This window comes from Rhodospirillaceae bacterium (genome assembly GCA_028819475.1).
Classification (GTDB): domain Bacteria; phylum Pseudomonadota; class Alphaproteobacteria; order Bin65; family Bin65; genus Bin65.
The window spans coordinates 135,512-154,312 of the sequence record JAPPLJ010000067.1 but is presented as its reverse complement, the minus strand read 5'-3'; the positions used below and the strand labels follow the sequence as shown (position 1 = coordinate 154,312).

The 18,801-nt window shown below is 65.3% G+C and carries 18 protein-coding genes; 9 read left to right on the top strand and 9 right to left on the bottom strand.

The annotated features are described in order from the left end of the window. Positions 1 to 19: 19 nt before the first annotated feature. On the bottom strand, positions 20 to 901 hold the full coding sequence (locus tag OXM58_20755; GenBank protein ID MDE0150795.1) for a DMT family transporter: 882 nt from the start codon (positions 899 to 901) through the stop codon (positions 20 to 22). A gap of 233 nt (positions 902 to 1,134) precedes the next feature. Then, positions 1,135 to 1,974, bottom strand: coding sequence for an alpha/beta hydrolase (locus tag OXM58_20750; GenBank protein MDE0150794.1), 840 nt, complete (start codon positions 1,972 to 1,974; stop codon positions 1,135 to 1,137). Positions 1,975 to 2,662: 688 nt separating this feature from the next. Here OXM58_20750 and OXM58_20745 point away from each other — a divergent pair. The 4 genes from OXM58_20745 to crcB all read left to right on the top strand — a co-directional run bounded on the left by OXM58_20745 (position 2,663) and on the right by crcB (position 5,578). Beyond that, positions 2,663 to 3,901, top strand: a complete 1,239-nt coding sequence (locus OXM58_20745) for an acetamidase/formamidase family protein (GenBank protein MDE0150793.1) — start codon at positions 2,663 to 2,665, stop codon at positions 3,899 to 3,901. Between the two features lie 121 nt (positions 3,902 to 4,022). After that, on the top strand, positions 4,023 to 4,535 hold the full coding sequence (locus OXM58_20740) for an AmiS/UreI family transporter (GenBank protein MDE0150792.1): 513 nt from the start codon (positions 4,023 to 4,025) through the stop codon (positions 4,533 to 4,535). A 107-nt stretch (positions 4,536 to 4,642) separates the two neighbouring features. After that, positions 4,643 to 4,951: a zinc ribbon domain-containing protein gene (locus OXM58_20735; GenBank protein MDE0150791.1), complete on the top strand. Its 309-nt coding sequence runs from the start codon at positions 4,643 to 4,645 to the stop codon at positions 4,949 to 4,951. Between the two features lie 231 nt (positions 4,952 to 5,182). Further along, entirely contained in the window at positions 5,183 to 5,578 is a 396-nt protein-coding gene (gene crcB, locus OXM58_20730; GenBank protein MDE0150790.1) for a fluoride efflux transporter CrcB, read from the top strand. A gap of 12 nt (positions 5,579 to 5,590) precedes the next feature. Here crcB and OXM58_20725 read toward each other — a convergent pair whose 3' ends face one another. Together OXM58_20725 and hemA are read right to left on the bottom strand one after the other, a co-directional pair. After that, positions 5,591 to 6,706 carry a DegT/DnrJ/EryC1/StrS family aminotransferase gene (locus OXM58_20725; protein ID MDE0150789.1) on the bottom strand — a complete coding sequence of 372 codons (1,116 nt, stop codon included), beginning with the start codon at positions 6,704 to 6,706 and terminating at the stop codon, positions 5,591 to 5,593. A gap of 145 nt (positions 6,707 to 6,851) precedes the next feature. Further along, a complete protein-coding gene (hemA, locus tag OXM58_20720) occupies positions 6,852 to 8,063 on the bottom strand; it encodes a 5-aminolevulinate synthase (GenBank protein ID MDE0150788.1) in 1,212 nt (403 codons plus the stop codon). Between the two features lie 744 nt (positions 8,064 to 8,807). On the opposite strand from hemA, the gene OXM58_20715 reads away from it, so the two are divergent. Beyond that, positions 8,808 to 9,077, top strand: a complete 270-nt coding sequence (locus OXM58_20715; protein ID MDE0150787.1) for a hypothetical protein — start codon at positions 8,808 to 8,810, stop codon at positions 9,075 to 9,077. Between the two features lie 867 nt (positions 9,078 to 9,944). Then, positions 9,945 to 10,886: an AAA family ATPase gene (locus OXM58_20710; protein ID MDE0150786.1), complete on the top strand. Its 942-nt coding sequence runs from the start codon at positions 9,945 to 9,947 to the stop codon at positions 10,884 to 10,886. Between the two features lie 60 nt (positions 10,887 to 10,946). Here the strand turns inward: OXM58_20710 and OXM58_20705 are convergent, their stop codons facing one another. The 4 genes from OXM58_20705 to OXM58_20690 form a co-directional block, all read right to left on the bottom strand. Beyond that, entirely contained in the window at positions 10,947 to 11,846 is a 900-nt protein-coding gene (locus tag OXM58_20705) for a VOC family protein (GenBank protein ID MDE0150785.1), read from the bottom strand. Positions 11,847 to 11,913: 67 nt separating this feature from the next. Then, a complete protein-coding gene (locus OXM58_20700) occupies positions 11,914 to 12,324 on the bottom strand; it encodes a Rid family hydrolase (GenBank protein MDE0150784.1) in 411 nt (136 codons plus the stop codon). Positions 12,325 to 12,368: 44 nt separating this feature from the next. Beyond that, a complete protein-coding gene (locus OXM58_20695; protein ID MDE0150783.1) occupies positions 12,369 to 13,439 on the bottom strand; it encodes an aromatic ring-hydroxylating dioxygenase subunit alpha in 1,071 nt (356 codons plus the stop codon). Between the two features lie 21 nt (positions 13,440 to 13,460). After that, positions 13,461 to 14,159 (bottom strand): hypothetical protein, encoded by a 699-nt coding sequence (locus OXM58_20690; GenBank protein ID MDE0150782.1) that lies wholly within the window; start codon positions 14,157 to 14,159, stop codon positions 13,461 to 13,463. Positions 14,160 to 14,266: 107 nt separating this feature from the next. Here OXM58_20690 and OXM58_20685 point away from each other — a divergent pair, with 107 nt between their 5' ends. Then, positions 14,267 to 14,596, top strand: coding sequence for a type II toxin-antitoxin system RelE/ParE family toxin (locus OXM58_20685; GenBank protein MDE0150781.1), 330 nt, complete (start codon positions 14,267 to 14,269; stop codon positions 14,594 to 14,596). A 4-nt stretch (positions 14,597 to 14,600) separates the two neighbouring features. Next, positions 14,601 to 14,927 (top strand): transcriptional regulator, encoded by a 327-nt coding sequence (locus OXM58_20680; protein MDE0150780.1) that lies wholly within the window; start codon positions 14,601 to 14,603, stop codon positions 14,925 to 14,927. Between the two features lies 1 nt (position 14,928). On the opposite strand, the gene OXM58_20675 is transcribed toward OXM58_20680, so the two are convergent. Next, the gene (locus tag OXM58_20675; GenBank protein ID MDE0150779.1) at positions 14,929 to 17,268 is read right to left on the bottom strand and encodes a xanthine dehydrogenase family protein molybdopterin-binding subunit; all 2,340 of its coding nucleotides are present in this window, start codon (positions 17,266 to 17,268) and stop codon (positions 14,929 to 14,931) included. A 153-nt stretch (positions 17,269 to 17,421) separates the two neighbouring features. On the opposite strand from OXM58_20675, the gene OXM58_20670 reads away from it, so the two are divergent. Continuing rightward, positions 17,422 to 18,798 (top strand): Rieske 2Fe-2S domain-containing protein, encoded by a 1,377-nt coding sequence (locus OXM58_20670; protein ID MDE0150778.1) that lies wholly within the window; start codon positions 17,422 to 17,424, stop codon positions 18,796 to 18,798. Positions 18,799 to 18,801 lie beyond the last annotated feature (3 nt).

Here is an 18,801-nt window from a genome sequence, read left to right as displayed (position 1 = left end):
GCCGACGGTTATTGGCCGCTCAATCCGCAGGGGAACGCCGGGTCTCGCGCCGCCAGATATAGAGGCCGCTGCCGATGACGACGACAGCGCCGAGCAGCACCCAGACATCGGGCAGATCGCCGAACAACCACCAGCCGAAAAAGCCGGCGAACAGCAACTGGACGTAAATGAAGGGCGCGACGGTGGAGGCTTCTGCAAGCTGGAATGCCTTGATCAGCAAGAACTGGCCGGCAAAGCCGAAGAAGCCCACGAACAGCAGAATCAGCCATTCGATGCCCGTCATCGGGCTCCAGACGAATAGAGCCATCGGCGTGGTAACCGCCAGGCCGACGACGCTGGTGTAGAAGAACAGGGTGAGCGGGTGCTCGGAGAAACTGAGCAGCCGGGTCGAGACCTGGTAGCAGGCGTAGCACAGGCTGGCGAGCAGCGGCAGCAGCGCCGCCCATTGGAGGAAATCCGTCCCCGGCCGCAGGATGATCACCACGCCGAGAAATCCGACGGCAATGGCCGCGCGCCGCCGCCAGCCGACCGGCTCGTTCAGCAGCCACGGCGACATCAGCGTGACGAGCAAAGGCGCCGAGAACACAAGCGCCGTGGCTTCGGCCAGCGGCATCAGGCTGATCGCCCCGATGCCGGCCAGGGTGCCGCCAGCCAGGAACAGCGAACGCAGCACATGCATCCCGGGGCGGCCGGTCCTGACCAGGCGGACGGTCGCCGGCGTCAGGAAAAGCGGCACCGTGAGCAGGAAATGGAACAGATAGCGCCCCCACACGACCATTTCGTATGGCTGGTATTGCGTCAGGTATTTCGCGCCGGCCTCCATGACGCTCAGGCAGAATATCGCGCCGATCATCAGCAGGATGCCGAGCCGGGGCCTGGTCGTACGGGCGGGAGAGGTCAAGGCGCGGATCGCAACAAGGAGGTCTGGCCGGGCGCAGGGCCGGTATCGGCGGCGCGGCTTATTGGCAGAGCCGGAGGCTGGCGGCAACCCGTTGGCCATGCCGCCGGCGCGTTGGCGCCATGCGCCTTGCCTCTAGGCCCTTTCGGACGACGAGCCCCGTGCGGCGGCGCTGGCTTTGTTTACATTGGTGGTTCGGATGGAAGCGGTCAGGCCCTCGTGCAGCGCTGCCGCTTTCACATCGCCCGCAGCATCTCCGCAATCTCCGTTCCGTGGGTCAGGCTCATCATGTGACCGGCGCCGGGCAGGTCGATCAGCGCCGCCTCGGGAATGGACTGTGCCACGAGCTTCGACAATCGGCCGTGCAGCGGATCGGTCGCGCCGCCGCGAATGACAGTGACCGGCGCCGCTACGGATGCGAGATCGGCGCTGCGCAGGTCGAGCCGCCCTACGGCGTCCAGCCCGACGGCCAGGCGCTCGGCCAGAGCGAGCATCCTCGCCTGTGCCCTGTCTTCCAGCCCGCGCCAGTAACCCGGCCGGCCGTTGAAATAGTCGATGTACTGTTCCATCGCCTCTGCGTCCCGGCCGGCGCGTACGGTGACGATGAAGTGCCGGTTCTGTGCCTCGATTTCTCCGGCCAGAGCTGCTTCGCCGGCCTCGCGCAACAGCACATAGGGCGCAGGCTCGAGCAGCGTCAGCCGACCGACCAATTCCGGCCAGGCAAGCGCCAGCACGAGCGCGATCGTACCGCCATAGGAATGGCCGACGATATGGGCGGTGCGACCCCGGCTATTGGGCAGCTCGGCGCGGATAACTGCCGCGAACAGCGCAGCCTCGTCGCGCAGGGTCATCGGCTCCGGCCCGGCGAAGGCTTCGGTATCGCCGTAGCCGGACGGGTTTACCGCGGCGGTGCGGAAGCGATCCTGCAGCATAGAAGCGACTGGCCGCCAGATCGACGCGCCGCTGGCGCCGGGCGGCTGGAACAGGATCAATGGCGCAGAGCCGTCGTCCGGGCCGCCGGCCTCGTAGCTCACGGTGCGGCCGTCGCAATCGGCATAGTGCATGGCGGGGTGCATGGCGGGGCTTCCATCGGGTTCGGCCAGGGGAGATGCACGCTACCGTGTATCCTGACCGGTTTTGCGACGATATCCGGAATAACGACCATTGCCGTTACCAAATTCGGCAACGGCGGAGCAGCCGAAGTGGCCGGCCTTCGGGACGGTCCGGAGCATCTCCTTCCGGACTTGGGTAATGTTCCCTGTCAGATGCAAGAAAGTACACAGCGATTCCGGCTGGTATTTTTCTGCAGGAAAGAAATTGAATTTTGTTACGCGCATATCTCAGGGACAATTCAATAATTTGATATCAAACAATAATTTCAACATTCTGAAAAGTAATGTTATATTATAACAAAATGGAAAATAGGTCGATTTTTTTAGGTTCGGTCCGCATTCGATAATATCTTGTAATCTACTAGGTAATAAATCATCAAACGGGGCATAAGTTATTCGCCTCAGCGAAACGAAACCGCGAAATTTCTTGTTGCGAAATTTGTCAATTCAGATAAAGTTGAGCATATTTTATTAAATATGCCAAGATACTTGGCATCATAAGTATTTGATAATACAGCAGAAATCTATAAATTTGACGAGAGTCGGGCCAATTAAAGATTGGCTTTGCGTGACCAAAGGCGGAAGTCAACGAGAGACGAAACAAACCTGAATGCTTTGAGTGAAATTTGTCCCTAGCTAGGAGGAAACGACAATGGCAAATACTGTATTTCGCGCAGAGATGGATAAATGGCCGGAAGATCAGGCGGTAAAGACACACAACCGCTGGCATCCGGACATTCCCATCGTCGAGAACTTCAAACCGGGCGATGAGTTCCGGGTGGAGTGCTACGACTGGACCGGCGGACAGATCAAAAACGACGAATCGGCCAACGATATCCGGGATGTCGATCTGTCCAAGGTGCACTACCTGAGCGGCCCGTTCGGCTGCGAAGGCGCCGAACCCGGCGATCTCCTGGTCGTCGATATCAACGACATCGGCTGGCTCGAAGATTCGCAATGGGGCTTCACGGGCATTTTCGCGCTCGAGAATGGCGGCGGCTTCCTCGACAAGCACTTTCCGGATGCGCGCAAGGCGTGCTGGGATTTCCACGGGATCTACACCTCATCGCGCCACATTCCGGGCGTGCGGTTCCCGGGGCTGATCCATCCGGGGCTGATCGGCACACTGCCTGACGCCGATCTGCTGAAGCGGTGGAACGATCGGGAATCGGCTCTGTTCAACACCGATCCGGACCGTGTGCCGCCCCTGGCGACTCTGCCTGACGGCCTGGCCGGAACGACAACGGCGCTGATGGGCCAGATGAGCGGAGATGCCGGCAAGGCAGCCGGTCTCGAGGGTGCCCGGACGGTGCCCGGCCGCGAGCACGGCGGCAACTGCGACATCAAGAATCTGTCGCGCGGTTCGCGGTGCTACTTCCCGGTCTTCATGCCGGGCGGCGGCCTGTCGATGGGCGACATCCACTGGTCGCAGGGCGACGGTGAGATCACGTTCTGCGGGGCCATCGAGATGGCCGGCTGGATCGACATCGGGGTCGACCTCATCAAGGGCGGCGTCGAGAAGTACGGGATCACCAACCCCGTCTTCACGCCGAGCCCGGTCGAGCCGCACTACTCCGAGTACCTGATCTTCGAAGGGGTCTGCGTCGATGAGCACGACGGCTCCCAGAAGTATCTGGATGCGACGGTGGCCTATCGGCGGGCCTGCCTGAATGCGGTCGAATACCTCAAGAAGTTCGGCTATTCGGGCGAGCAAGCCTACATGATTCTCGGTACCGCTCCGGTCGAAGGCCGGGTCAGCGGAATCGTCGATATCCCGAACGCGTGCTGCACGGTTGCAGTACCGACCGAGATCTTCGATTTCGATATCCGGCCGAACAAGGCCGGCCCGAGCGTCCAGGTCAGCGGTGCAGACGCGGCATCCTGCAGCTAACTGACAGGACGAACCGGAGGCAGGGAAGCTTTTTCCTGCCTCCGGTTGACTTTTTGTCGAGCGTGTAACTACACTAAATGTAGTTGCGCTGAATGACGTGTAACAGTCGGAGGAAGCGACTATGTTGGGACTGGCACTTCTCTGGGTCGGAGCCGTTCTTTTCCTGAACGGGATCTGGCTCATGGGCCGGATCGGATCGCGCGAGATCGCGATCATCAACATTTTCACCGGCGCCGTTACCGCGCTGGTGGCGATGTATCTCGCTTTCGGCCCGGGCAACAATCTGGCGGGACAACAGGCGGCAGGGCTGACCCTGCTGTTCTCGTTTACCTACCTGTGGGTGGCCTACAACCAGTTTAATGATGTCGATGGCCGCGGACTCGGCTGGTACAGCCTGTTCGTCGCCATTACCGCGGTTCCGGTCGCGATCACGACACTGCAGGGCGCGTCGACGCTCTGGGGCTACTGGTTCGGCCTCTGCTGGGCGGCATGGGCCGTATTGTGGTTCATGTTCTTCCTGCTGCTGGCGATGCAGAAACCCATCGCCAAGGTCACAGGAGCGGTGACGTGCATACAGGGTATCGTAACGGCCTGGCTGCCGGGATACCTGCTGTTGGGCGGCTACATCGCCTGAGTTCCAAATCCTGAGGCCCATTCACGAGCCGAGGCGTGCCGTCTGTTTACCGCAGACGGCACGCCGCTTTTCCTGCTAGGGTGGCGCAAGCAGCAAAGGAGGCCGCAATGCCCCTGTACGAATATATTTGCCGGGACTGCGGGCCGTTTACCGAGATCGAAAGAATGGCCAGGGCGTCGGAGCCCATGCCCTGCCCATCCTGCGAACAACTTGCCCCGCGCGGCATCAGCGCGCCCTTTCTCGCCGATATGGATCCGAACAACCGGATTGCGCACGGGCGTAACGAAAAGAGCGCCCACGAACCTAAAGTCGGAAACGTCAAGAAACACGATCACAGTCACCACGGCCACGGCCACGGCCACGGCAAGCATCGCCACGTCCACAAGGGCTCGCGCCCCTGGATGATCGGGCACTGAGTACCGGCCGGGAACCGGGCCTGCCGTTTTCGGACAACCTCAAAGAAAAGCCGCGGATCCCGGCGTCGAAGCTTCCGATAATGCAGATCTTACCGTGCCGCCGTCCCAAGGTTGCGCCTCGACGGCACGGCATCGCTTTCGGTGCTTGCTGAAACCGGATCCGAACCCTCACCGACCCGCCAATGTGTGTTAGGACAGGACAGCGCAAGGTCAAACGGGATCGGCATTCCCATGACTTATCTCTGGATCGCGCTCGGTAGCGCCATCGGCGGCGTGGGCCGCTACTGGTGCAATTCGCTGGTGACGGCCCGGTTGGGGCCGGAATTTCCCTGGGGCACAATGCTGGTGAATGTGGTCGGCTCGTTGCTCATCGGCGTCGTCGCGGCGCTCAGCGCCTCGATCGATCGCCCCTGGCCGGGGCCGGACGCCCGTGCCTTCATCATGGTCGGCTTCTGCGGCGGCTACACGACATTTTCCGCATTCAGCCTGCAGACGCTGGAACTCCTGCACAACGGCGAATGGATCCGGGCCGGGGGCAATATCCTGCTGTCGGTCGTACTGTGTCTGGTTGCCGTCTGGCTCGGCTATCTCGCCGGCAACGGCATCAACCAGATGAGGGCAGGCTGAGCCGGTCCGGGATCAAGCGACTGCGACCCGCACCGCTTCGATAATCCGGTCGGCTATGTCGTCGCGCATATAGGCGTGCATCGGCAGGCTGAGAATCTGGCCGCACAGGGCTTCGCTGACCGGCAGGGAACCTTCGCCTTCGCCCCAGGTGCGGTAGGCCGGCTGCAGGTGCATCGGCTCCGGGTAATAAATCGCGGTAGGAATTCCGGAATCGCCAAGGCGCGTGCGCAGACTGTCCCGGTTCCCTGCCAGAACGGAATATTGCGCCCAACTGGAGAGGCAGCCCTCGAAGCGAACCGGCGTCTGGACGACATCGCCCAAGCCGGCGTCGTAACGGCCGGCCAGTCTGTTGCGCGCCGCGATTTCGCCGTCGAAGGCCGGCAGCTTGCCGAGCAGCACCGCGGCCTGCAGACTGTCGAGCCGGGCGTTGAGGCCGACCCGCTCGACCGCGTATTGAACGCTGCCCTGGCCATGCATGCGGATCGAACGCAGCAGCGCCGCCATCTCCGGATCGTCGGTGAAGACCGCGCCACCGTCGCCGTAACAACCGAGCGGCTTGGCCGGGTAGAAGCTGGTCGTCGTGACCGGTGCGAGCGTGCCGACCTTCCGATTGCCGCGCCGGGCGCCAAAACTTTGCGCGGCGTCGGCGATCAGGCTCAGGCCCTCGGCTTCGGCGATCTGGCTCAACGCTTCGTAATCTGCCGGCAGGCCGAACAGGTCGACGGCCAGGATAACCTTCGGCGTCAGGTTGCCGTCCGCCCGCACCCGGGCGATGCGGCCGATCAGATCCGCCGGATCCATGTTGAACGACTTTTCTTCAACATCGACGAAAACCGGCGCCGCGCCGAGCAGCAGGGCCACCTCGGCGGTTGCGGTGAAGGTGAAGCCCGGCACGAAAACTGCATCGCCCGGTCCCACGCCCATCGCCATCAGCGGCGCCACGAGCGCGTCGGTACCGCTTGAAACGGCGACGGCATGCTGCGCGCCGCAGAATTCGCAAAGGGCCTGTTCGAGCGCCTCGATCTCGGGCCCCATGATGAAGCGACCATGGCGAAAGACCTCTGCGATCCGGGGTGCGATCGAATTCCTGAGCGCGGCATATTGGGCCCGGATGCCGGCAAACTCCATCTCCGGCACTTCCGCCTCCGGCAGGAAGAAGGCCTGCGGGCCGGTCACCGGTTCTGTCGCAGGCAATGCCGCCCTGGATGTCACGTTATCGCTCTCCGGTTTCCGGCGGGCTGGATCGCACTTCGGCGATCGTCGCCGTCGCCGTTCACGCGGCGGACTTGAGCTCCAGCCGGCGCCACACCGCGGACAGGGACGCCGCCAGATGCTCGATGTCGGAGTCCGAGTGGAGCGGCGACGGCGTGATCCGTAGCCGCTCGGTCCCGCGCGGCACGGTCGGATAGTTGATCGGCTGGACGTAGATGCCGTAGTCGTCCAGCAGCAGGTCGGAAATCTGTTTGCAGACTACGGGATCGCCCACCATGACCGGTACGATATGGCTGGCATTGTCCATATGCCGGATGCCGTGGTCGGTCAGCTGCCTACGAACATTGGCAACTGCATTGCGATGTTTCCGGCGCTCGGCGTCGCTGCTCTTCAGATGACGCATGCTCGTTATCGCCGCTGCGGCAACGGCGGGCGGCAGTGCTGTGGTGAAGATGAAGGCCGAGGCGTAGCTGCGGACAAAATCGACAATTGCGGCCGTGGCGGCGATGTAACCGCCGACGCATCCGAAGGCCTTTGCCAGGGTGCCCTCGATGACATCGATTCGGTCGGCGACGCCTTCCCGTTCGGTGATGCCGCCGCCGCGCGGGCCGTACAGTCCGACGGCATGCACTTCGTCCAGATAAGTCAGCGCGCCATAACGCTCGGCCAGTTCGCAAAATCGGGCGACCGGCGCAATATCGCCGTCCATCGAATAAACGGATTCGAAAGCGATCAGCTTGGGTCGGTCCGGATCCGCTTCCGCGAGCAATCGCTCCAGATCGTCGGCATCGTTGTGCCTGAAAATTCGCTTTTCGGCACGCGAGTGGCGGATCCCTTCGATTATCGAGGCGTGGTTCAGCGCGTCGGAAAATACGATGCAGCCCGGCAGTTTGGCGGCTAGCGTGCTGAGCGCGGCGAGATTGGCGACATACCCGGACGTGAAGACAAGCGAGGCCTCCTTGCCGTGCAGATCGCACAATTCCTGCTCAAGCAAGACATGGAAATGATTGGTGCCCGCGATATTTCGCGTCCCGCCCGCGCCGGCACCGCAGCGGTCGACCGCGTTGTGCATGGCGCGCATGACATCGGGATGCTGGCCCATACCCAGATAGTCGTTGGAGCACCACACTGTCACTTCGCGCGCCACACCGTCCTTGCGCCGCGTCGCCCTCGGAAAATCCCCCGCATGACGCTCAATATCTGCGAACACGCGGTAACGGCCTTCCCGGCGCAAATTCTCGATCTGCTGCTGGAAAAAACGGTCGTAGTCCATGAACATTCCCATTTGGTCGCCCCAATCGCCGCTGCCGGGATGCTCGGGGCGAAGACCCGATGTTCCCCTACCGCCGATCGCCCGGGAATCCGTCACGGAAAATTGCCGCAAGGATGTTGCCTCCTCTCGCGCCGCACCCGGTCGCGGATGCCGATCGAACCGTGATGCACGGTTTCGTGTTACCGGCCTCTCCGGCTGTTTTCCCCGAGTTTCGGCGAAATATTTGCCCCGGCGCCAATGCTGTCGGTCAACAATCCCGGAACCGGCCATCCGGGCAACCCGGCCTCAGCGTGCCTGCAGCCGACATTTACCCCTTGCGCCGAAGCAGCGGTCGGTCGGAAAATTTGAGGTTCTTTTTTCAGAAATGGATAAATTCGATAAATTTAACGCGTACCATCGCGGGTAACGGAAGGCGCCGATTAAGGAGCATCTCCCGGTGATCGGCAGACTCTTGCTCAAATCCGGTTGCCCCTGCGTGGCATTGGTGTTTTTCGCTCTTTCGAATCTGTGGCTTGTTTTTTGATCGGGATTGGTCTAGGTCGGCGATTACCGGGCGGCATACTGTTGTTTCGGAAGCAGGCTGCTTGCAAAGTTGACGATGCGTCAAATCTGCTCAAAACCGAAACAAAGTATCCGACCGGTGCAGGCTATATGTTTGCAGCCGCTGCCGATTTCGAGTTGTCGGGCACTCGAAAGCGGTAGTTTCTTCGGACATTACTGTTAACTGCAAGGGATGGATCAAGGATGTCTTCGCATTCGATTGACCAGAGCGGACTGACGAAAGGGCAGCTCCGCAAACTCAATGCGCTCTGCAAATCCGTGGGCCACGAGATCGGCGAGCGCGCTTTCGTCGAGTGGCTGTCGTCGCAGTCCGCTGAAGACGGTGACAGCAATGCGGATATGATTGCGGACACGCTATGGCCACTAGTCGAGAACGGTAACCTGAAGATTCCGCGCGGCGGGTACCGGGTCAGGCGCGGCCGCGGCCGGATCATCGTCGAACCGGCCGGCTGACCGGACCGATTGACCGGGGGGCCGGCAGCCTCCGCTTCCGGGCGGTCTTCGCGCAGATCGCCGCTAACGGGCCGGCCCTCCAGCCCTCTCCAGGGCCTATTTCCCTTTTTCGACCGGGGCGCCGGGAACTCCGGAGTTTGAACGACAAACTCCGGCTCCCGGCCTGTTTCTTTCCGGCACGGCGGCCAATCGGTGGATTTTTCCTTTGCCGCGCCAGGCCGCAACCTGTTGGACCATCGGGAAGAAACGAACAGCATCATTCCGGACCCGTTGCGACTGACGGGTTTCTGTGGGCATCGAGCCTTCCCCAAATGCTGTGCGACGCTCCGGACGTTCAAAGGCCGCGCATATTGTGAAGCCTGCATTAGAAAAATCAAATCGCTCTTGACCGGCCCGAACCGAAAGAAGTTGCGCCGGCGGGCCTTCGCAATTCGGTTGCGGGAAAGGTTACTCCGGAAGTTCGAAAAAATGCCTGCGTGCGTCTCAACAGCAATGACAGCCACATTCTCTGACGGTAACGATCCGGGACTAAACATGGCCGAATTACAGTCGCAGGCGTCGCTACGCGGCGGTTTGGCGAAGGCCTGACTCGCTCGGCATGACGCGTTGAACACGGTCTGCAACTGCACCTTGGTCGAATGCGTTTCCGGACAATAATCGAGAACCGGCGAATCTCGCCCGTTCCGGGACGAACCTGAATGCGTCGATCCGGTGCGGCGACGGGGACTGGGGGGAGAGGTTTGCGCCCGGCGTATTATCCAACCGCCGCCTTACCATGGCTCCGTGACCGAAACGCCATTTCATTCGCCGGGGCTATTGGCCGACGAAGGAAATCGGAAGCGCTGAATTCAACGAAAGGGTGACGCCGTGACCGGAAACGGGGACACTCATCGAGGCATGCACCGCACGGCCTCCGCTGTTGCCCACGGCCCAACTGCCCGCGAAGCGCCGGGCGCCGGCAGGGTCGTTGTCCTCGGCAACGAGAAGGGCGGAACAGGCAAGTCGACAACGGCGATGCATTTGATCGTCGCCCTGCTGCGCGAGGGGAAATCGGTCGCGAGCGTCGATCTCGACGGCCACCAGGGCACGCTGACCCGCTACATCGAGAACCGGCGCAAGTTCGTCGAAGGCGAAGGGCGGCGCCTCCGGCTACCGGAGCATCGCCGGATCGCCGGGCGGGAAACCGCCGCGACGGGCCTGCCCGGAGCGACCGGGCAAGCAGAGGCCGATGCTCTGATCGACCGGCTGGCCGCGACCCACGACCATGTCGTGCTCGATTGCCCCGGCACGGACAATCCGCTGGCCCGCCACGCGATTTCCCGTGCCGATATCCTGATCACGCCGATCAACGACAGCTTCGTCGATCTCGATCTGCTTGCCAGGATCGGCGGCACGCCGCCGCGCGTCCTCGGTCCCAGCGTCTACAGCCAGACGGTGTGGGAAGGCCGCCAGCGCCGCGCCATGAGCGGCGGGCGGCCGATTGACTGGATCGTGTTGCGCAACCGGCTGAGCCCCCTCGAGTCGCGCAACAAGAAGAATGTCGGCGCCGTCCTGGAACAGCTCGCCGCGCGCATCGGTTTCCGCTGGCTCGACGGCTTCCACGAGCGGGTGATCTTCCGCCAGCTCTTCCTGCAGGGCCTCACTGTGCTCGACCTGCGGGAGGAAGGCGCCGGAGTCGCGCTCAACATGTCCCATGTCGCGGCACGCCATGAGATCCGCCGGTTGGCGGATGCCGTGCTGGGGCGCGATACCGTCCCGGTTGCAGCCGCAGCGCGCGCCGAAGACGCCGAACCGTCCTTGGGGTTGTAATCGGACAGTGCTGCCCAGGGGCCGCCCAGGGGCCGCCCAGGGGCCCACCGCAGCTGACAGCTACCCCGCGGTCTCGTACCGGCCGACCCTGGCGAAATCGAGGCTGGGCAGCCCGCTCCAGAAATCGAGCGATTCGGGCACCGGCGGCATCAGCCGCGGCGCGCGGGCACCGGTTTCCGCGAATTCCTCCATGCCGAAGCTGTATTCGACGGTCATGCCGTCCGGATCGAGGAAATACAGGAATATGCTGCCCGACGGCGGATGGCGGCCCGGACCGTAGACGATTTCGACTTTGTTCTTCTTCAGCCGGTTGAGCGCGCGGCCGACATCGTCGATGTCCGTCACCATGAAATTGACGTGGTGCAGCCGGTTCTCGTCGGCCCGCGCAATTCCGAGCGAGTGGTGGAACGGGTTGGGGAAACATCGCAGGAAGGCGATCATGCCGTCGACCTCGTCGGACAGCACGAAGCCGAGGTCGCGCATCAGAGAATCCCGCATCGCCGGCAGGTCCGGCGTCGAGACGACGACATGGCCGAGCCGGGCGATCCTGGCGAGGCGCGCGCCGAACGGCTCGGCCATCCGTTCCATGCCGATGAAATATTCAAGCGGGAGTCCGGTGCCGGGATGGCGGAAGCGCAGGCCGGGGCCCTGGTGCAATGCGGCGCATTCCTCCCCGTCGAGCCACGCCGGTGCGTAGCCGCAACGCTCCAGATGACGGAAGGCACGCTCCAGATCGTCTTCGGATTCGAGTTCGAAGCCGATTCGCTTCAGGCCCGGCTCCGGCGCCCGGTTCAGCAGGACGTTATGGTGATCCGGCCCGCAGCGCAACGCCGCCTGCCCGTCCGCTATCTCGGTCGCATCGAGGCCGACGATGTCGGTATAGAAGGCCAGCGTGCGCTCGAGGTCGGTGACGTTGAGCGCCACGTAGCCCAGCCGGCTGTAGCGATAGTCCGCCGTCATCCGGCTCCTCCCGAAACCTGTCCCGAACGGTGCGGCTTCGGGGCGCCAAGATCAATCCGCGGCCCGATTATCCGTCCCCCTCAAGAATAGCGATCGCCTCGATCTCGACCTTGTACTGCGGCTCGGCCAGGGCGCTGACACCGATCAGGGTCGAGGCCGGCATGCGGCCGTCGAAGAACTCCTTCCTGGCGCGACCGATCTCCGGCCGGTCGGCGATGTCGGTGAGATAGATCGTCAGCTTGGCGACGTCGGCGAGCGAGCCGCCGGCGGCCTCGACCAGCTTCTGGATTTTCTGGAAGCAGGCGCGCGCCTGCTCATAGGCCGAGCCGCCGCCGATGACGCCGCCGCTATCGTCGGACGCCACCATGCCGGCAAGGATCACCTGGTTGCCGGCCTTCAGGCAATTGGAAAAGATATTGCCCGGAAATTCCGGCGCCTCCGGCGCCGTGACCTGCTCGAACCTGACCGATGTCGGCATTTTTCCCTCCTTTTTTCGGCCCGACCTGCCGGGCCGGCGATCGTTCACTGTCCAAAGGTTTCGGCCTGTGCCCCGTCCTCCAACCCCGCCGCCAGCGCCCTCGCCTGTTGCAGCGCCTCGCGCGCCATCAGGCCGCGCACCCGAGTCAGGCCAAGGTCGTGGCTGTAGAGATGTTCGCGCGCGTCGGCGTCGGCCGCCATGGTCTCCATGACCAGCCGGTCCTGCTCCAGGACGTGCCAGTGCCGTTCCTCCAGCCGGGTCCGGTAGAGGAACTGCCAGACATCGGCCTGCCAGCCGCTCACCTTGCGGTGGCGCCAGAAGAAACAGGCGGTGGTTTCCGCGTCGATCGGCGTCATGTGGGCGACGATGCCGAAGTTGCCGCCCGGCCCGCCGGTCGCAGGGTAGGGAATCTCCAGGCAGACCGCCTGGAAATTGCGGTCGTACCATTCGCTCCAATCGAAGTTCAGGTCCTTCTGGCCGGTCTTTTCGAAGACGAAACCGCTATCGGTATCGCGGGTGCGGAATTCGGCCTGCCGGGAACCCTGCTGCATCGAATGGGCGGTGGTGTGCAGGTAGGCGCCGTGCATCGGGTCCATGTTGTTGTCGATCAGGAACCGGTAGGGGCAGCGCCATTCCGTGTAGCAGAGGATCGCGCGGTAGTCCCCGTTCGTCAGCCGCTCGGGCAGGGCGAAGTCGGCCGGCGGTGCATCGGGATCGGACCCGTACCAGGCGAAGACCGCGCCGCGATGCTCGCGCACTGGATAGCCGCGCACGGCGCGCTTGCCGACCAGGGTACAGCCGGGCTCGCCGGGTATCGCCGCCACCGTGCCGTCGCCGAGGATCTGGGCGCCGTGATAGACGCAGACCAGCCGGTCGCCGTCGTTGCGGGCGAGCGAAAGCCGCGCGCCGCGGTGCGGGCAGCGGTCGTCCTGCAGGTGGAGCGCACCGTCCCGGTCGCGCCAGGCGACCAGGTCGCGGCCCCAGCGTTTCAGGGCGACAGGGCGGTCGGCGATCCGGTCCGCAGGGCAGATGCCGTACCAGCGGTCGTACAGGCCGGTCGCCAGAATCGCCTGCGCCCGTTCGTCGACCTGCCGTTGCGGGATGCGTCGCGCCATCGAACCGCCGCCGCCCTTCCGTCACCCGGCGCCGGCCGCGCCCGACCCGGACATGCCGGATTGGGCCGGATCGCCGAGCCGCTGCATGGCGGCCGGGAAATTGGCTTCGGTCCAGGTTTCGCCGTCCGGTGTCTTCAGCCCGGCCTCGTTCAGGGCCGCCGCCACGGCCGGCAGGTCGTGGATCCCGGCGGCGAAGGCGGCCTCCAGCGCGGCGCTCAACCGGTCCTCGTATCCGGTCGGCGGCGCCTTGCCGAACTGCCGCGGCTCGATGGAGAGGCCGTTGTGCGGCAGGCGTGGATGGTCGCCGCCGCCGGCCCCGCTCGGGACCGGCGCGCCGGCTGCGGTCTCCGATGCCGTCGCCGGGGCTTCGACTGCCTCACTGCCGTCGCCCCGCGCCGCCGATTCCCGCGCGAGTCGGTCGCGCACCTTGAGGAAATCGTAGGAGACGAACATCTCGGTGCGGAACACGCCCCAGGCCGAGCGCTCCAGCTCGACATTGACCGCCTGGAGCCGGTCCGGCGGCAGGCGCAGCGTCACGATCTGGCCGAGGCCCATCGCGACGGTCCACGAGACGATCTCGACCCCCTCGGGCGGAAAGCGCCGCCACCAGTCCCGCGCGTCGAGCGTCGCCTGGAACTCGCCCAGCGTCTTCGACTGATCGTGCTTCAGGAACACGGTCAGCAGGATATCGCTGCCTTCGATGTCGCTCGGCCCGGTCATGGGGATCGGTATGAGATGCCGCTGCGCCCGACACGCCGCGCTACGTTGTGGTAGACACCTGTCATGAGACCCTGGCAACTTAGTAACATTAGCGTTACCCTATCTCAGTGATCGCAATTAGGGAATATATCGGCAGTGATGGCCATAGCCCATACGCCAGATGGTTTGTCCGGCTCGACGCTCAGGCAGCGGCCAAGGTAGCCATCGCGCTTGTCAGGCTGCAACAGGGGAATGCCTCCAACGTGAAGGGCGTCGGCGCCGGTGTCCAGGAATGCAGGATCAATTTCGGACCCGGCTATCGGATCTATTTCGGAAGGGACGGCGATACCCTGATCGTCCTGCTGGGCGGCGGCACCAAGAAGCGCCAGCGGCAGGATATCGAAACAGCGAAAATGCTTTGGCAACGCTACAAACGCGCCAGAGCGCGGGAGGATTGAAGCGATGGCATTGACGCGCGACTTCAGGGAAACGATCCGGGCGCGGACCGCGCGCGATCCCGCATTCCGCGAGGCACTGCTCAAGGAAGGCGTCGATTGCCTGCTCGCCGGCGATGTCGACACGGGCAAGGCGGTTCTGCGCGATTTCGTCAATGCTACCCTCGGCTTCCGGGAACTCGGCGAATTGATCGACAAGTCGCCCAAAAGCCTGATGCGCATGCTCGGCCCGGACGGTAACCCGCAGGCCCGGAATCTGTTCGAGATCATCGGCTGTCTCCAGGAACGCGAAGGGCTCCGCCTCACGGTCCACCCTGTCCGCGAGCCGGCTTAGCTCAAAGGCCGTAAGCGGCTTTACCCCGCCGTCCCCCGCGCAACGCCCGCAGCATCCGCTCCGGCGTAAACGGCTGCGTCGTCGCCTGCGCGCCGAACGGGCGCAGGGCGTCGTTGACGGCGCACCAGACGGCGGCGATGGCGCCGACGACGCCGGCCTCGCCGGCGCCCTTGACGCCGGTCTCCGTGCCCGGTTGCGGGGTCTCGACATGGTCGATCAGGATGGGCGGCACCCGATCGGCCCGCGGCAGGGCATAGTCCATCAGCGAACCGGTCAGCAGGTTGCCGTCGCCGTCGTAGACGCAGCGCTCCATCAGCGCTGCGCCCAGGCCCTGGACCACGCCGCCGATAATCTGGCCGTCGACCAGCGCCGGGTTGACGACCCGTCCGCAATCCTCGACCACCCAGTGGCGCAGCAGGTCGATCTCGCCGGTTTCAGGGTCGATCGCGAGATGACAGGCCTGGATGCCGTTGGCCGCATAGAAGGGCGCGGTCTTCGGCACGAAGCTGCGGGATGCGCTCAGATCCGTCGAGATTTCTGGCGGCAGCAGATGCTGGCGGTAGTGGGCGATCTTCGCGATTTCGGCGACGGTCAGCCGCGCAGCACCGGTACGGTCGCAGACCTCGCCGCCCGCCAGCGTCAGATTGGCGGCCTCCTCCTGCAAAAGGGTCCCGGCGATTTCCAGCAGGCGCCCCGCGACCGCATCCGCCGCCCGCCAGGCCGCCGTGCCGCCTATGGACAGGCCGCGCGACGCCCAGGCGCCGCCGCCGACGGGGCCGTCGCTGTCGCCGGCCGTGACTGCGACATCCTCCGGCGCCAGGCCGAGCCGTTCGGCCACCAGCTGCCCGACCCCGGTCAGCGTGCCCTGTCCCTGGTCGGTGCAGCCGACCTGCACCCGCGCCGCGCCCGAGGGCAGCATCGCCACCGTGGCGGTATCCTCGGCCGTGGCGTCAATTTCCTGCGCGCCGTAGACGCCGGCGCCCGGTGCGGTCAGCTCGACCAGCGTCGCCACGCCGATGCCCTCGATCCCGCCCGCCTTGCGCACCGCAGCCTGAGCCGCCCGCAGGGCCGGGTATTCCATCAGGGCTTCGAGCCGGTCGAGGCAGCCGTGGAAGGACAGGGCATCGGCCCGGACGCCGCCGGCGCTCGTGAAACCGCTGCCGTCGGCCGGATAGTTGCGCCGGCGCACCTCCAGCGGATCGAGGCCGAGCCGCCAGGCCGCGTCGTCGATCAGCACTTCCGACACCGCCATGGCGACCGGCTGACCGACGCCGCGATAAGCGCCGGTCGGCGCCTTGTTCTGCGCCCGCACGGCCGCCGCCACATGCGCCCGTTCCGCCGTACAGGCCGCGCCGATCAGGGCCGCGGTCAGCGAAGCCTCGCCGGCGCTGCAGCGCGGATGGACTGAGTAAGCCCCGGCGCCGTTTTCCATCGTCGCGTCGAAGGCCACGATCCTGCCGTCCTCGACGGTTTCCAGACCGGCGTCGATGGTGAATTCCCGGGCATGGACGTCCGACAGGAAGGACTCCAGCCGGTCGGCCGCCCATTTGACCGGCCGGCCGAGCAGGCGCGATGCCGCGACGACGGCAAGCTCGTCGGCATAGGCGTGCAGCTTGATGCCGAAGGCGCCGCCGACATCCGGGCAGACGACCCGGACCCTGTGCAGCGGCAGGCCGAGCTGATCGGCCCAGACCTGCTGCATCTGGTGCGGCACCTGGCCGGACTGGAACACCGTCAGCGACCCTTCCGCCGGATCGTAGTCGGCGAGCACGGCGCGGCCTTCCAGGGGCACGCCGGTCTGGCGCTCGAAGACGAAGCGCCGCCGGGCCAGGGGGGCGGGGCCGGCCTCCCCGAAACTTCGCTGCAGCATGATGTTGCTGTCCGACGCCGGGTGGGCCTTGCGGTCGCGGACCGCCGAATCGGCATAGTCGCTCGCCGGCGGCATCTCCTCGATTTCGAGCCGGACGGCTTCGGCGGCGTCGCGCGCCCGGTCGGGGCTGTCGGCAACGGCCAGCGCGACCGGTTCGCCCTGGTAGTGCACGCTGCCGTCCGCCAGCGCCGGCTGGGGCGGCGGCCGGTGTTCCGGAACCGTCGCCGAGCGCGTGACCATCGGCCGGCAGACCGGCCGCAGATCGTCCGCCGTCAGCACGGCGGCGACGCCGGGCAGGGCGCGTGCAGCAGCCGTATCCAGCGCAACGATCCGGCCGTGGGCGACCGGGCTGCGCAGGAAGACGGCGTGGAGCAGGCGCGGCGCCGCGAGATCGCCGGTGAACCGGCCGCGGCCGGCCACCAGCCGGCGGGTCTCGGTGCGCGGGAGCGTTCGGTCGGTCGTGTCGCCCATGGATGAAGCCGGATCGGGTGGCGGAGCGGCGGCACTGTAGCCGCCGGGCGCAATGTCCGCCACACCGGGCCGCCACACCGGGCCGCCTCACCGGCCGCCTTTTCGCCTCCCCGCTGGATCGGCAGGGCGGATTGGCGTATGCAGGACAGCGCCATGCCCGTTCCCCGCGACAGCAGCAGCCAATCGGGCGCGTCCCCGGCAATCGGCCCCGCCGAGATCGCGGCGCTGGTCGAGCCCGACCGCGTGCATCGCCGCGCCTATACCGACCGCGCGGTGTTCGATCTGGAAATGGCGCGCATTTTCGGGCGCGCCTGGATCTTCGTCGCCCATGCCAGCCAGATTCCCGGGCCGAACGACCTCATCCGCACGCGCCTCGGCCTGCACGACGTGCTCGCGACCCGCGACGGGGACGGCCGCGTCCATGTCGTCGGGAACCGCTGCACCCACCGCGGAACGACCCTCTGCTCGGTGGAGCGTGCCAGTGCGGCGAGCCTGGTCTGCCCCTATCACGCCTGGACCTTCGGCCTGGACGGCACGCTGCGCTCGGTGCCGCACCGCAAGAGCATGCCCGACTCGTTCGATATCGCCGATCCGCGCCTCGCCCTGTTCCGCGCGCCGCGGGTGGCGGACTACCGCAGCTTCGTCTTCGCCAGCCTGGCCGCCGACGGGCCGGGGCTGGAGGACTTCCTCGGCGACATGACGGAGGCGCTCGACAATCTGGTCGACCGGGCGCCGGACGGCGAGATTTTCCAGGACGGCGGCATCTTCCGGCTCGAATACCGCGGCAACTGGAAGCTGCACCACGAGAACGCCAACGACACGATGCATCCCGGCTTCGTCCACGAATCCTCGGTCAACGCCGCGCGGGAGGACGGGCGCGACTATGCCGAGCCGGTCTACGACGAGCACCAGGCGCACACCCAGCTCCTGTCCAACGGCTTCTCGGTGCGCGAATGGCAGTCGCTCGGCCTCCAGGGGCTGGCCAACGGCCACAGCTACATGGACGGCTTTTACAGCGAGGGCGTCCTCTCGCCGGACCGGGACGATCCGCTGTCCCGCGAATACCGGGCGGCGCTGGAAGCCGCGAAGGGGCGCGCGGCGGCCGACGCCATCCTCGGCATGGACCGCTTCAACAACCTGATCTGGCCCAACCTGAACATCAACGCGCAATACCAGCAGATCCGCATCGTCCAGCCGGTCGCGCCCGACCGGACCGTCGTCCAGGCCATGTGCTTCCGGCTCGGCGGCGCGCCCGAGGGCATGTTCCATCGCGCAGTGCGCTTCCTCACCAATCTCAGCTCGCCCGCCTCGATGATCTTCGCCGACGACGTCGAGATCTTCGAGAAGGTCCAGGCCGGCCTCGCCGACGGCAGCCGGGAATGGCTCGACCAGTCGCGCGGCCTCGACGCGCCGGTTGACGCAGGGGCTGGCGGCGGAGGGGCCGGCAACGGCCGCCTCGCCTCGCCGGGCACCAGCGAGCTGCCGATCCGCGGCCAGTTCCGCGCCTGGCTCGACCATATGACGGCCTGAGCG

What these genes read in the sequence shown, in the direction of transcription:
- OXM58_20680 (MDE0150780.1), top strand. Translation starts at nt 14,601, where the DNA reads ATGGCATTGACGCGCGACTTCAGGGAAACGATCCGGGCGCGGACCGCG.
- OXM58_20740 (MDE0150792.1), top strand. Translation starts at nt 4,023, where the DNA reads ATGTTGGGACTGGCACTTCTCTGGGTCGGAGCCGTTCTTTTCCTGAAC.
- OXM58_20750 (MDE0150794.1), bottom strand. Translation starts at nt 1,974, where the DNA reads ATGCACCCCGCCATGCACTATGCCGATTGCGACGGCCGCACCGTGAGC.
- OXM58_20675 (MDE0150779.1), bottom strand. Translation starts at nt 17,268, where the DNA reads ATGGGCGACACGACCGACCGAACGCTCCCGCGCACCGAGACCCGCCGG.
- hemA (MDE0150788.1), bottom strand. Translation starts at nt 8,063, where the DNA reads ATGGACTACGACCGTTTTTTCCAGCAGCAGATCGAGAATTTGCGCCGG.
- OXM58_20690 (MDE0150782.1), bottom strand. Translation starts at nt 14,159, where the DNA reads ATGACCGGGCCGAGCGACATCGAAGGCAGCGATATCCTGCTGACCGTG.
- OXM58_20700 (MDE0150784.1), bottom strand. Translation starts at nt 12,324, where the DNA reads ATGCCGACATCGGTCAGGTTCGAGCAGGTCACGGCGCCGGAGGCGCCG.
- OXM58_20735 (MDE0150791.1), top strand. Translation starts at nt 4,643, where the DNA reads ATGCCCCTGTACGAATATATTTGCCGGGACTGCGGGCCGTTTACCGAG.
- OXM58_20745 (MDE0150793.1), top strand. Translation starts at nt 2,663, where the DNA reads ATGGCAAATACTGTATTTCGCGCAGAGATGGATAAATGGCCGGAAGAT.
- OXM58_20705 (MDE0150785.1), bottom strand. Translation starts at nt 11,846, where the DNA reads ATGACGGCGGACTATCGCTACAGCCGGCTGGGCTACGTGGCGCTCAAC.
- OXM58_20695 (MDE0150783.1), bottom strand. Translation starts at nt 13,439, where the DNA reads ATGGCGCGACGCATCCCGCAACGGCAGGTCGACGAACGGGCGCAGGCG.
- OXM58_20715 (MDE0150787.1), top strand. Translation starts at nt 8,808, where the DNA reads ATGTCTTCGCATTCGATTGACCAGAGCGGACTGACGAAAGGGCAGCTC.
- OXM58_20725 (MDE0150789.1), bottom strand. Translation starts at nt 6,706, where the DNA reads ATGGAGTTTGCCGGCATCCGGGCCCAATATGCCGCGCTCAGGAATTCG.
- crcB (MDE0150790.1), top strand. Translation starts at nt 5,183, where the DNA reads ATGACTTATCTCTGGATCGCGCTCGGTAGCGCCATCGGCGGCGTGGGC.
- OXM58_20670 (MDE0150778.1), top strand. Translation starts at nt 17,422, where the DNA reads ATGCCCGTTCCCCGCGACAGCAGCAGCCAATCGGGCGCGTCCCCGGCA.